This is a genomic window from Maribacter arenosus (genome assembly GCF_014610845.1).
GTDB lineage: Bacteria > Bacteroidota > Bacteroidia > Flavobacteriales > Flavobacteriaceae > Maribacter_A > Maribacter_A arenosus.
This window is the reverse complement of the sequence record NZ_JABTCG010000003.1, coordinates 617,913-631,787: the sequence shown is the minus strand read 5'-3', so window position 1 is coordinate 631,787 and position 13,875 is coordinate 617,913. Positions and strand designations below refer to the sequence as shown.

The window sequence follows — 13,875 nt, the reverse complement described above, 5'->3', positions numbered from 1 at the left end:
ATTTTTTAATTAGAAGTTTACGTTAAGTCCGATAGAATATACCGTAGGAACTGGAATCCTATTTACATCAATGCGCTCTGGATCAGAACCAATATAACCTTGGGGAGTGAACCAGAACAAGTTCTCCCCTTGAAGGTAAATTCTTAATCCTGTCATTCCTCCGATTTTGCTTATGATATCCGTTGGCAATGAATAACCGACCTGCATATTTCTAATCTTAAAATAAGAGTTGTTTCTAAAGAGATAATCGGAATTATCGGTAAAATTATTGACTAGGGAAAGTGATGGTATATCTGAACTGGTATTCAGAGGGTTCCAAGCATTCAGCACCCCTAAGCCTGCATTATCCCTTCCTTGTACATAGTTGTTCCAAAAGATGTAAGAATCAACCCCGATTCGTCCAGCTACTCCTGAGCCGAAAACAGAAAAATCAAAGTTCTTGTAACCAAGATCTATTCGTACACCATACTCTAAATCAGGTAACGTATTACCAATAAAATCCCGATCATCGCTATCAATAACACCGTCATTGTTCAAGTCAACGATTTTAATTCCCCCAGGCCTGGCGTTACCAGTCTGTACACCACCCGTAGGATGCGAATCAACATCTGCTTGACTCTGAAAAAGTCCGTCAGTACGATAACCAAAAACGGCGGATTGGGATTGTCCTAAAATCGAGTTCTGTGCGGTTCCGGGAAAGGCCGCCCTAACTTCTTCTGGAAGAAATGTAATCTCATCCTTAAAAGAACCAAAATTGGTAGAAATACCAAAAGAAAGCCCGTTAACCCATACATTGGAATATCCTAAAGCAAGTTCCCAACCTTTTGTCGATGTTGCCGCACCATTCAAAACACGCTGCTGACCCTCGCCAATAACCGATGCAATAGGTGGAGTGGTCAAGATATCCGTTGTCTCTCTTGTAAAATAGTCAAAGGAACCACTTATTTTGTTATTCAAAAATCCGAAATCTATACCATAGTTCCATTCCTTTGTGGTTTCCCATTTTAGGTCTGGGTTAGGGGCTTGTGTCGATACAAATCCCGAAGGCAAAGTACCCGTATTGTTACCGTTGATGTCGTAGGCCGTACCAACATTATAATAAATCTCGAAGAATCCCCCTGTTAATTCGGCCTGGTTTTGACCATATCGGGATTCATACAAACCAAAACGAGCTGTATTACCAATTTCCTGATTTCCCACTTCACCATAGCCACCTCTTAGCTTTAATTCGGAAAGAATATCGTTGTCCTTTAAAAATTCTTCCTGACTTATTCTCCAACCCAAAGTAGCGGCAGGAAAAATTCCGTATCGGTTGTTGGCACCAAACCTTGAGGAACCATCCCTACGAACTGTAAAGGAGGCCAAATACTTATTATCGAAGGAATAATTCAATTTACCAAATTGCGATGCTAGGCTATATTGGGTTGATATCCCATTTGTTGTTCGCGATCCTGTTGCCGCTGAAAGTACAAAATAGGATTCTTGCTCCACAGCAAAATCGTCAGCTTGGGAAAATATAGTATCAAAATCTTCACGTATTGATTCAATCCCCAATAAAGCTCCAAATCGATGTTTGCCAATTTCTAGTTTATAATTCAAGGTATTCGAGAAAGTCAATGTGGTAAACTTATTAGTATCAAATATCAGCCTGTTATTACTTCGAGTTACAAAACCGTTAAAAACTTTTGGCTCGATATTTTTCTTCTTATAGTCGCTGAAGTCAATACCCAAGCTAGAACGGAATGTAAGATTGTCCAAAACCTCTAATTCTGCATACACATTACCAAAGAAATTATTCTTAGTGGCATTGTCCCAACGGTTCAAATATTGCATCAGCACGGGGTTGTTCCTGTCTGAATATCCGGCCCCCAAAGGTCCTCCAAATTCGCCATTGCTATCGTAAAGTGGAATAGTGGGCGCCAAAGTTATTGCTAATCCGGTTGTTGGAGCTCCACCGACGTCGCTGGCGACCAAGGTTTCATTGGATGTAGAAAACTGGGTATTAACGCCAAACTTTAATTTGTCGTTGAATAGATTAGTCGAACCATTGATTTTAGCGGTATATCTGTCATAACCAGTGTATTTTAACATACCTGTATTTTTTAAATATCCTAAATTGACCAAAAGAGAGGATTTATCCGAACTTGCAGAAACCGTTACCTCATTGTTAAAGACATATCCCGTTTCGTAAACCTCGTCTTGCCAATTTGTGTCCCCGGCCGGGACATCCGTATTGCCCCCTACATAAGGTTGAACTGTAACTCCATTGAGTACCGGACTGGTGTAATCACCGTTCCAATCGAAATTATAAATCTCTCCATAGCCCCCATTGGGATCTGCTCCATCGTTTACCGAAGCTCTCCATAAAGCCTCACCGCGTTGCTGGGCATTAAGCATATCGTATCGTTGTTTTCTTTCTGATTGAACTGAGAGGTTTGAATTTATGGTCACGGAAATACGTTCCTCTTTTGCACCACTTTTGGTACTTACAACAATGACACCATTTGCAGCTCTTGACCCATATATAGAGGAAGCAGAGGCATCTTTCAGTACTTGAATGGATTCTATGGCCTCGGGATTAAGCGAAGCAAAAACTTCCTGCCGCTTGGTAGGAACACCATCAATAACATAAAGGGGATCATTGTTACCCAAAGTGGTAATACCCCGAATCAAAATTCTACTGTTCAGCCCTGTTGGATCACCTGATTTTTCGATAAATAGACCTGGAACACGACCCTGTAAAGCTTGCATAGCATTACCTGAGCTAAGGCTCTGACCCTCGATGGGCGCTACATCAACTACGGTAACTGCACCTGTCAAATCAACCTTACGCTCCGTAGAATAACCCGTTAACACGATTTCTTCCAATTGTTGTGCGTCTTCCTGCATTGCCAAATTCACAACCGATTGTCCGTTTACTGCTACTTCAGCCTTTAAAAAGCCTATATAACTAAATATAAGAGTGGCATCGGAAGCCACATTATCCAAGGTATAATTACCATCAAAATCAGAGGTAGTACCCGTTGTTGTTCCTTTGATGACCACAGAGGCCCCAGGAAGTGGCATACCATCTTCGGCAGCCGTAACCGTACCTGTTATTTGTCCTTGGGCAAGTAGACCTATTGGGACAAAAGTTAGTAATAAGAATAAGAGTTTTACTTTCATAATTGAGTAATTTAGTTAAAGTTTAATTCATGTATTTCGAGATTGTTGATTGTGAATTTTTCGTTATCCGATTCTATGGATAATGTTTCAAAAGGTGCATTAGGAAAGAAAATTTCGGTCATCACCGTTTGACCATTATCATAGAACAATTCAATAGAGGTCTTATCCAACAATATTTTTCCGGTCAATTTCGATGAACTTTCCATTCTCGGAGCTTTTGCTATTCTATCGGTAAACTTATCGGAGAAATCGGTTTTACCCGATTTGTTTCGGTCTACAAAAAACTCTTTTTCGGTTGCGTCGTACCCAAAAGTCAACTCATCTCCTTGACTGTTAGATAGGATAAACGTATACCCTTCTTCTGCGACATCGGGAATTTCGAAATTGATTTCGGTCATCGATAGACTAACGGTTTTGGAGGTGGTCAAAACGGTTTCTCCTTCTACCGAAATGTCCGTAACAATAAATTTCTGTGCGCGGTAACGATTAAGTTCCTTTACTGGATTGGATATCAATTGATATGTTTTGGTTCCCTTGATCAATCCCAGTTCTCGCGCTATGGTACTAGTACTCCGCCACTTCTCCGTGGGTACTTCGTTGGCATAGAGCCAATTCGACATCCATCCTATGAATAATTTGCCTCCCTCTGCCGTGGTTACATTCGACCAGGTAACACCTGCATAGTTATCACGCCCATGGTCTACCCAAAAACTGTGTTCCTTCGCTAGTTCATTTTGAAAATTCTTATCAATAGTAAATGTCTTTCCATCAAAATCGCCTACAAAATACTGTGTGGCAGAACCACTGTTAGGGCCACCTGGGTTAATGCTAACGAACAATACCCATTTGGTTTCATCGGTTCCTTTGACAGGTAATGGAAATAAATCAGGACATTCCCAAACACCGTCATGGTTACCAATGCCTTCTCCAAAAGTGGATAGTAATTTCCAGGTTTTTAAATCCTTTGAAGCATAGAACATGATTTCCTGACCAGCGGCCAGCACCATTGTCCATTGTTTTCGATTCTCGTCCCAAATGACTTTGGGATCCCTGAAATCGGGAATATTGGGATTCTTAATTACCGGGTTTCCCTCGTATTTGGTAAATGAAAGTCCCTCATCCAAAGAATATGCAATGGATTGTGTTTCGTCAATGATTTCACCAGCCTTATCGGCCTCCATATCGTGATGGGTAAACATTGCGATAACGGGAGTCTTACTCTCTACTGAAAAACCAGATGTGTTTTCTACGTCGACCACTGCACTGCCAGAAAATATAAATCCTAATTCGTCGGGATATAAGGCAATTGGCTGTTCTTTCCAACTAATCATATCTGTACTGATGGCATGACCCCAATGCATTGGCCCCCAAGTATTGCCGTCTGGGTAATGTTGGAAATAAAGATGATAATAACCATTATAATAGAACATACCATTGGGGTCGTTCATCCATCCCTTTTTTGGTGAGAAATGGAAATTGGGGCGATACATTTCTTCTTCATCGCTTGACGGAACTTTCTGTGCTACTGTAGCAGCTTCCTTTTTCTCGGTTTTACAAGAGCTTATTAAACTGATGCCTGCCAAGACCAGACCGAAACATAATAGAAAATTCTTCATTTTAAGGCTATATTTTTTTTTCATCTTCAGAGTTATGTTTTATTAAAATTTTACTCAATTCTTCTAGGGGAACCCCTTTGGTCTCCGGCATTATAAAGAATACGAAAAGCAATTGCAATACCATCATAAAGGCAAAGAACGAGAATACGACACCCGGACCTATGGTTGCAAACAACACCGGGATCAAAGAGGGTACCACTGCGGCCAAGATCCAATGTACCGAACTCCCGAATGATTGGCCGGAACCCCGTAAATGATTGGGGAAAATCTCTGAGATGAATACCCAGATCACGGTCCCTTGGCCAATAGCGTGCGCTGCGATGAACAGGAATAAAAATATGGGCATGGCCATTCCCTCCCAATCCAAAAAGAAGGCGCAGGCCACCAATGACAAAGACACGATGTAACCAAAGGACCCCACATACATCAATTGTTTTCTTCCCACCCTATCGATAAGGTAGATACCCAATAGTGTGAAAAGCATATTGGTGACCCCTATCCCGATACTGCTCAGTAGTGCCGAACTCTCGGCAAGGCCGGCCTCCGTCATTATCCTGGGGGCATAATACAGGAATGCGTTTATACCCGATAATTGGTTGAAAAAAGCAACGCAAAAAGCCAGTATCAAAGGGAAGCGGTATTTTTTTATGAAAATGGTCTCATGGGGTATGGTGTTTTCCATTTCCTCTTTGATCTCAAGCATCAACTTTTCGGGATTCAGCTCCGGATTGATTATCTTAAGAACCTTTTTGGCCTCATCATTCCTGAATTTGGTAAGAAGCCATCTTGGGCTCTTGGGTACCGTGAGTGCGAAGACGGTATATAACGCGGCAGGAATCGCCTCCACCCCGACCATCCAACGCCACGCATTCTCTCCGATACCATTCAGTAAATAGTTGGAAAAAAAGGCGATCAAGATTCCGAAAACAATGTTGAATTGATACAGCCCTACCAGCTTACCCCTATCCTTGGCAGGAGCGATCTCGGAGATATATGCCGGAGCGGCAATCGTAGATGCTCCCACACCGAGCCCCCCTAAAAATCGAAATACCGCAAAGGTAATCGGGTCATTGGCAAAGGCAGAACCCAAAGCGGAAACGGTGTAAAAAATTCCGATCCATATCAAGGTTTTCTTTCTTCCGATCTTATTGGTGGGAATACCGCCAAACAATGCTCCCACCACAGTGCCCCAAAGTGCCATTCCTACGACCACGACCCCATGAAACACATCGGAGGATTCCCATAAGGCCTGCAGTTTTTTATCGGCTCCTGAGATGACAACAGTATCGAACCCGAAAAGGAAGCCTGCTAACGCAGCTGTAATGGACCAGACCCATATTTTTTTCATAATCGTAATTTTCTAGTATTACGACTAAACTATTCTAAAAATTAAGACTTGTATTTTAATGATGTTGCAAACAGTTGTGTTTTTGTTAAGAAAATGTTACGAAATGATAATTAATTGATTTTCAAATCTTTAAAATAAATATTTAACATTCCAAGAATCAGATGATTTATACTGATGTTACGATAAATACAAAATTGATACGTCTAAATGATTAAGAAAAAAATTACGGGTATAGTGATCATGAAACGGACTTTCTATAGGTGCCAGGAGAAGTTCCATAACTGTTTTTAAAAGCCGTCGAGAAGTAATTCGGTGTAGAAAATCCAGTTTCATAAGCAACCTCAGCAATAGTCAGGGAAGTAGTTTCTATTAAGGATTTTGCCTTTGCCAAGCGAATATTAGCGATATAATCACTAATACTGATGCCCATCATGGCCTTTACCTTTCGGTATAATTGTACCCGTGAAATATGCAAGTCTTCTGCTAGGTTTTCCACGGAAAAATCAGAATCACCTAAATTTTTCTTGATCAATGAATTCAAATTATTTACAAATTGTTGCTCCATATTTCCGAATGCATCGGTCGGTTCAATCCTGTGGATATTACTCGTGTAATAATATCGGAGCTTTTCCCGATTATACAACAAGGACTTTATAGACTGTACCAAAATCGAATAACTGAAAGGTTTGGTCAAATACAAATCGGCCCCACTTTGTAAACCCTGCAAATAGGATTCCTTATTGTCCAAAGCTGTCAATATTATGGTAGGTATATGGGAGGTGCGTAAATCCTTTTTTAGAATTTCACAGATTTCGAATCCGTTTTTATCAGGAAGGTTAATATCGCATAAAATTATGTCTGGGATTACTTCGAAGGCCTTTTCAAGGACATCAGTGCCATCGGATAAATGAATCTCATACTCTAATTGTAATTTGTTCTTAAGAAATATAGAAAGATCCCTGTTGTCCTCAATTATTAAAATCGAATATTTCTCTTTACCCTTATTGGGAGCCTCTATTAGATAGTTGTCATCAACCAAATGTTCTGATGTAAAATCGATAATTTTAGTATCTACCAAATCTTGTTCTGTTATAATTTCAGCCTCATCAAAATGTGCCTGTCCTTTATAAAGTGTTACGGTAAATTTAGTGCCATGCACCGATTGGACCTCAATTTTACCCTTGTGCATTTCCACAAATTCCTTACTCAGGTGCAATCCAATTCCAGAACTGTTCTTACGATTGTTCGAACCCTTGAAAAAAGCTTGGAAGACCTCATCGATTTCGTTAGTTGGAATTCCAATCCCCGAATCCTCAAAACTGATGCGTACAACGTTACCACTGACATTATCCTCAATTTGTATTTTAATCTTCCCATTATCAGGAGTGAATTTAAAAGCATTTGAGAGGAGATTGAAATACACCTTATCCATCAAATTCCTATCTATAAAAACATCAAGTGTTTCATTGTTAGAGCTTAGTTTATAGTTAATATTCCTTTTCTTGGCCTCACGCTCAAAATCTTTAAAAATATTTTTTGAGAAGGCAAATAAATTAGTTTTTGATGCCTTGAGATTGAACTTTCTATCTTCGATTTTTCTAAAATCAAGTAATTGATTGATTAATCTAAGAAGTCGATTGGAGTTATTATATATCAACTCCACCTCGTTCATCATAGTAGAACCCTTTTCCCTTGCCACTTCGCTAATCGACTCAATTGAACTTAAAATCAAAGTGATAGGAGTCTTGAACTCATGTGACAGTCCCGTAAAAAAATTCAGTTTCGCCTCATTGCTCATTTTTACCTCCTCTGCGATTTTAACAATTTGGTTTCGTTGAATCGTAATTTTATTATTGGTAAGCTCAAGTTGTCTATTTTTCTTTCGAATCGCAAAAATGGAGTAGATACTGTAAATGGTCAGACTTAATATAATGCATAAAAGGGCTATTGAAATTTTTAGGAGGTTGTTTTGAGAAGAATAGAGTACCTCCTGTTCTTTTATAGCCTTCAATTGATCTTCAATTTCGGCCTGCTGTTCATTTATTTTTTCAAATTGATTGTTCATAATATCCGCATTCACCTCGTTGATGATAGTGGTCGATAGGATATTATTCTTAGAAATGGATTCTTTATCTAAGATTTTCAAGGCCAGTTTAATGGCTTCATCACCACCTGTAGGATAGAGAACAGTCGCCTTTAGAACACCATTCTTTACTGCTTGAATTCCTCCATTGGGCCCAGGTAGGCCGTCTACGCCAATAAAATCGATTTCCTTTTCCAATCCCAAATCGTGTGCGACTTCCCATGCTCCAATCGCCATTCTATCGTTATGTGCGAAAATATAATCTACTTTAATGCCTTTTTTTAGTAGTATAATCAATTGATCTTGAATAGACTCTTTTTCCCAGTTGCCTTCAATGGTCGCTACAATTCGTGCTTTACTGAACTGATTGATTATTTGTTGAAAGCCCATGCCTCTTTCCTCAGCTGGCGAAGATCCTGCCAAACCTCTTATTTCAATGAGTCGTATAGAGTCTCTAGTATTGGATGAAATAATTTCCTTTGCCGCATTTCTTCCTACTTCAATATTGTCTGCTCCCAAATAAGCGGTGTAATTTTGACCTTCGGTTTTTCTATCTACTACTAGCACAGGAATTCCAGCATTGAGGGCGTTTTGAACGACAGGAGTAATAGGTTTTGATTGAATTGGCGACACGATTAATACATCGAGGCTATCGGCGATAAGGCCCTCAATTTGCTTAATCTGCTTTTCAACATCATAATTTGCATCTCGAATTATCAAATCAATATTGGAATCTAAAGAAGCCTGTAGTTGCATAGCATCGTTCATCGAACGGCGCCAATCATCATTGGTCATTGCTTGTGAAAAGCCTATCCGAACCTTATCTTTTTCCTTATCTCTCGAGCAGGAGAGTGAAAACAAGATAAGTAATACAAATAACGAAGGATAAAACGATTTCATGATTAAACCTTTACTTCCATGTAAACTTAATGAAAATTGAATTACTTGACCTACTCTACTTAAGTTTGAAATATCTAAGTGAAAAAATGGATATTGTGCCAGGCACATAAAAAAAACTTTTAAGAAACATTAACCTTCTTCTTTATTCCTTTCTTTTATTTGAAATAATCAGTGATTAATTACTACTTGGATTTTTAGAATTATATTTACAGAAAGAAAGTTTTTTTAACATAATTTATATTATAATCAGTTCACAAATCGTCAACACGAGAAGTGAAAATTAGCAGAGTATCGACTTTCACTAGGCTAAGAGCCATAGGTTCCAACCCCAGCCAGGTCACTAAAAAGTGCAAAACCCGTCTCATATGAGACGGGTTTTTTTGTTTGTGAGAATCACCGAGCTTGCTCGGGTGATTCGATGAAATAAAAAAATTGGCAACCGAAGGTTGTGCTGGTTTTGCATTTGCAATATGGGAGTGCTGGGTCAGGGGAGCGAAGCGAGCCAACCCCAGCCAGGTCACTTTTTAAACACTTGATTATCTATGAGTTAGCAATTTTTAAAATTGCTAACTTTTTTATACACTTGATTTCCAATTACTTAAAGTTTTCAATAATTTCCCATTTCAGTTAAAGCGGAAGTAACCCCTAAGTATCGCATTTGGGTTGTGTCCAAGACCTTTGGTAGTGAAGCTCCTTCCCAGTAATGGAGAGCAAGGCAATGAAGTGGTAATGTGCTGAGTGGGTCTTAAATATCCAGACCTCTAAGGATTTCGAAAAATCTTCATGTTATAGTCTCCTATAAAAGGGTAATTAAAGAGAATACTAAAAAAGACCACAAATTTGATATTATGGGTTAAAGTTTTGTGGCTATTTAAAACTGTCTTATAAAACGACCGTTTTAGGGAACGGATATTTTTCCACTTCCAATTATTTGAAAGTTATGTTGAATCATCATAGTTGTATAAAACACTTATGTGTTTTATCCGGTATATTTGGTATATAATGAACATATGTTCATTATGCCTACGTTGTATACAAACTAGAAGCAATCACCAAGAAGATTATTTGTTTATCTTTAACTAATTCGTAAACAACTAAAAACAACAATATGAAAACACCAAACAACAACCCAATCTTAAGAACTGGATTAATCATTTGTGCGCTGCTTATTATTAGTTGTGCCGAAACCAAAAAAGAAGAGACCGTTGTAGAGGAACAAGAGATTCCGTTGCTGGAAGCAGCATCTCAAGAATATGCCAATATTGTTCAGAAAACATTGGAACTAATGTCAACCTTTGAACATGATGCATATGGAGAGCATATGGCCGATGACATTATTTGGTATTGGCCAGATGGTGATTCCAATACGCGTCATACTATTAAGGGGAAAAATGAACTTATATCCTGGTGGAAAAACTGGCAAGAGACGACGGGTGGAAAAATGACATTTACTAATACTACATTATTACCTATTAAAGTGAATAAACCTTCAAATTACTATAAGTTGGTTGGCACGGGCGTACTTTCCTATGCGGATTTGACTATTTCACTTCAAGATAAATCAACCTCGGTTAGACAACATATTGTCTTCATGTTCAATGATGATAAAAAAATAACCCATGCATTGTTATACTATGACAGAACCGGAATAATTGAATTAACAAATGTTGTTTTGGGGGAAACCGAGTAAAGACCCTGGACAAATAGTCTGTGTACGACAACGTTTATAAAAAATAGCCAATAAAGCGCAAGTAATTTAGCTTGCGCTTTTTTTAATACATTCTTTCTACCTGTAAGGTTGCATTTATTAAAACGCTACTTTTCATATACGAGATGTTATTTTAAAAGTCCCGCAAAACGAACCTTTTAAGAGGCATTAACCTTTTCCTACATTACTTTCTTTTATTTGAAATAATCTGTGACTATTTACTACTTGGATTTTTAGAATTATATTTACAGAACGAAAGTTACTTTGACATAATTCAAACTATATCAAGTTCACAAATCGTCAACATCGATATTGAAAATTAGCAAAGAGTCGATTCTGACTGACTTCAGAGCCATAGGTTCAGATTCCAGCCAGGTCACCAGAGAAAGCAAAACCCACCAAATCGGTGGGTTTTAATGTTACTAGGATATGCTACTTTCTTAATAGGTTATTTCTCCCACAACTTCCCAGGTAGATTTAGAACCTATAAAAGATGCATCAACAAAGACCATATTCCCTGTCGCACCTTCAAACCTTCCAGTGCCTCCAATAATCTCTATGGTGCCTTCAAATGTCCCTGTATTGAAAGTGGGGTCCTCAGGATTGAAAATAATTATGGTGTTTTCCCTAGTACGAATTTCATCGCCGTGGGCCCCTATATAATTCACTTCATAAACAGAAACGATTTTGCCTTCTGCAAGGAATGTCTCACATACTATAGGTCTCCCAAAACTTCCTGGCTGAATTTTACCCAAATGAGTCATATTACCATAAATAAAGTTCGTTGAAAGACCAATCTCCAATCCCGATGGATCATCACAAGGCACAGGAGCAACACTGGGATCGGCATCATTGTTGATTTTACCTCTTATCGCTCTCGTTGCTTTTTTAGCCTTACTTGATTTAGCAGAATGAGCTTCCAGACTTTCGGTAGGGTCCAGGCTTGTTTCCTGGCTACAGGAATAGGCGAACAATAACATGGCCAGCATGCTTGTTCCCAAAAGTACTTTTGACAGATAATGATTGATTGTTTTCATATTTAGAAAATTATTAAGGTTACAATGCTAGAAATAGATTATTCCAAACGAGAAATACCAGTAATAAATTGAAAACGCCTAGGGAACCGGGAATCCGGGGAAGTGTATCTAAGTTATAGCATTTATTAGGCAACCCAATTGTTTTAAGGACGAACTTGCTGTTTTTATGTCCTAAAGCAGGTATAAATTTATCTAGAATCTATTTTGAATTTCCCAAATTCAAATTATTAAGTCAAAAATGAATGCAATGGATGGGTAAGACAACCTTCGTAACCCAACCCCAGACAGGTCTCAAAGTGAATTAGAAATCCTGACAGAATCGTCAGGATTTTTTGTTTTGAAGAACATTCAGGGTTGTTTGGGCATTAACTATAGTTTTCTTTGTCTAACTACAGAAACGTTTATGTTGGCTTTCTAGATAGACACCTTTTCTGCTTACCAAGAAATTAGGCTGTAAATTCAGTGTTGGTTTTAATAACGACTTTTATGAGCTATTTATCTGATTTTTTCTTCAGGTGGGTATATACTTTTTTCATCACCTCTGTTTTACCTTCATCCTCAGCTACGGCAGTAGTTGTGAACATCATCACTCCGCTAGATTCACCTGCCAGTCCACCTTTCAGGACAATTTCAAATTCCCCACTGGAAATGACCCCTGGGTTATTATAAGCTTGGACAATAGGCCATACTTTTGGATAAGAATCCTTTTTGATATCAAGTCGATCACTAAACCATTGAATATTCCCTTCCACCCAGTCGGGCTCTCTTCCCATTCTCCTATGATATACCATAGGGGAAAACACATCGATCGTTTCTTTTAATAGATCATAGTCCAAGCCCAGTATGCGACGTCTTGCACCATTGAATTCCTGATCGTCCCATGGGCAATGATAAAGTCCCAGGAGCGCTTTGGGTTTAATTTCCTTGATTATGTTTTTTATTTCATAGGTCCAATCATATATCACCTTGCATCGCCAATTACGCCATGCTTCATTATGGGTATTGAGTATCCAGTTTGCCTTCTCTTGGGTGCTACCGTCAGGGATTTCGATTCCTGAAGCTTTTGAAAAATCAGCAAGACAATGCTCACAAAAACAGGTTTCGGGCAAGATGGGTTCAGGTTCTTCAAATTGGGCATGCCAATGCACGTAGTCCATCCAAATACCATCCAGATCGTACTCCAAAAGTAAATCCCGCAACTGACCAAAGCGATACTGACGGAAACCGGGTTCGGTAGGACAAACCCCCATAAACCAGGATGCAGCTTGCACTTTTTCACCTTTTTCATCTATTGCCCAGGCTTCAGGGTGTGTTTCCACATAATTTTTACCGTTCAAGGTGGCAAATTCAGCATATACCATTACACCCTCAGATCTGGCCCTCTCAACCATATCATGGTCGATCGACCCGCTATGCACAAAAATGGCATTAACCCCAAGCTTTTCAAGATTTAATCCTTTATCCCAAAAGGGTTTAGGGTTCCCATAGACTCCCCTTATTTCCACAGTTTCAGCGGATTTTTGGACGCAGGACATCAATAATAAGGGCCAAAGCGTAGCATAGCGTAAAATATATCGAGAACAAAATTTAATAATTGCATTCATGCTGATTTATTTTGATTTATATAAGCAAATAAAATACATGTCAATTTAATCATCTAGGGTATTATAAAACCAAATATTTATTGAAAAAGCACCTATTTTTTGACCCTTGTCTTTAGATTATTAATCGTCAATTCTTTCGAACGACATGGAGACCCCTATACTTCGATGACGTTCTGGTCAAACTTAATTCTTAACCCAAATTAAATTTAGTCAAAACTAATCCAATCGTGTTTTTAATTTCTTTTAGCCTAGCCAATTTAGGGTAAAAGGCAGAAATGTTGTTGATTTTACAATGTAGTTATTTTCTAAGGGTGATTTTACCACAATTTTCATACATTTCACTACTGAATCACTTGCAAAACATAATTGGCTACCATGTAATGTGAAAAACCTTTTATAGGTAATTGGGAACAT

General features: G+C 38.7%; 7 protein-coding genes. 1 reads left to right on the top strand and 6 read right to left on the bottom strand.

Annotated elements, in window-relative coordinates; genetic code table 11:
* Nucleotides 1–9: 9 nt before the first annotated feature.
* The 4 genes from HPE63_RS10870 to HPE63_RS10855 form a co-directional block, all read right to left on the bottom strand.
* Nucleotides 10–3,165 (bottom strand): SusC/RagA family TonB-linked outer membrane protein, encoded by a 3,156-nt coding sequence (locus HPE63_RS10870; RefSeq protein ID WP_188314289.1) that lies wholly within the window; start codon nucleotides 3,163–3,165, stop codon nucleotides 10–12.
* A gap of 11 nt (nucleotides 3,166–3,176) precedes the next feature.
* Entirely contained in the window at nucleotides 3,177–4,805 is a 1,629-nt protein-coding gene (locus HPE63_RS10865) for a glycoside hydrolase family 32 protein (RefSeq protein WP_223198118.1), read from the bottom strand.
* Nucleotides 4,789–6,129 (bottom strand): sugar porter family MFS transporter, encoded by a 1,341-nt coding sequence (locus HPE63_RS10860; RefSeq protein WP_188314288.1) that lies wholly within the window; start codon nucleotides 6,127–6,129, stop codon nucleotides 4,789–4,791. The genes HPE63_RS10865 and HPE63_RS10860 overlap by 17 nt, the downstream gene beginning before the upstream one ends.
* 238 nt (nucleotides 6,130–6,367) lie before the next feature.
* The gene (locus HPE63_RS10855; protein WP_188314287.1) at nucleotides 6,368–9,112 is read right to left on the bottom strand and encodes a hybrid sensor histidine kinase/response regulator transcription factor; all 2,745 of its coding nucleotides are present in this window, start codon (nucleotides 9,110–9,112) and stop codon (nucleotides 6,368–6,370) included.
* A 1,108-nt stretch (nucleotides 9,113–10,220) separates the two neighbouring features.
* Between HPE63_RS10855 and HPE63_RS10850 the strand changes: the two genes are divergently transcribed.
* A complete protein-coding gene (locus HPE63_RS10850) occupies nucleotides 10,221–10,802 on the top strand; it encodes a nuclear transport factor 2-like protein (RefSeq protein ID WP_188314286.1) in 582 nt (193 codons plus the stop codon).
* A 458-nt stretch (nucleotides 10,803–11,260) separates the two neighbouring features.
* Here HPE63_RS10850 and HPE63_RS10845 read toward each other — a convergent pair whose 3' ends face one another.
* Both HPE63_RS10845 and HPE63_RS10840 read right to left on the bottom strand, forming a co-directional pair.
* Entirely contained in the window at nucleotides 11,261–11,857 is a 597-nt protein-coding gene (locus tag HPE63_RS10845; protein WP_188314285.1) for a hypothetical protein, read from the bottom strand.
* 491 nt (nucleotides 11,858–12,348) lie between these two features.
* A complete protein-coding gene (locus tag HPE63_RS10840) occupies nucleotides 12,349–13,461 on the bottom strand; it encodes a glycoside hydrolase family 10 protein (protein ID WP_188314284.1) in 1,113 nt (370 codons plus the stop codon).
* Nucleotides 13,462–13,875: the final 414 nt, after the last annotated feature.

Coding starts and splice junctions, on each gene's coding strand:
- HPE63_RS10845 (WP_188314285.1), bottom strand. CDS start 11,857: ATGAAAACAATCAATCATTATCTGTCAAAAGTACTTTTGGGAACAAGC.
- HPE63_RS10855 (WP_188314287.1), bottom strand. CDS start 9,112: ATGAAATCGTTTTATCCTTCGTTATTTGTATTACTTATCTTGTTTTCA.
- HPE63_RS10870 (WP_188314289.1), bottom strand. CDS start 3,165: ATGAAAGTAAAACTCTTATTCTTATTACTAACTTTTGTCCCAATAGGT.
- HPE63_RS10865 (WP_223198118.1), bottom strand. CDS start 4,805: ATGAAAAAAAAATATAGCCTTAAAATGAAGAATTTTCTATTATGTTTC.
- HPE63_RS10860 (WP_188314288.1), bottom strand. CDS start 6,129: ATGAAAAAAATATGGGTCTGGTCCATTACAGCTGCGTTAGCAGGCTTC.
- HPE63_RS10850 (WP_188314286.1), top strand. CDS start 10,221: ATGAAAACACCAAACAACAACCCAATCTTAAGAACTGGATTAATCATT.
- HPE63_RS10840 (WP_188314284.1), bottom strand. CDS start 13,461: ATGAATGCAATTATTAAATTTTGTTCTCGATATATTTTACGCTATGCT.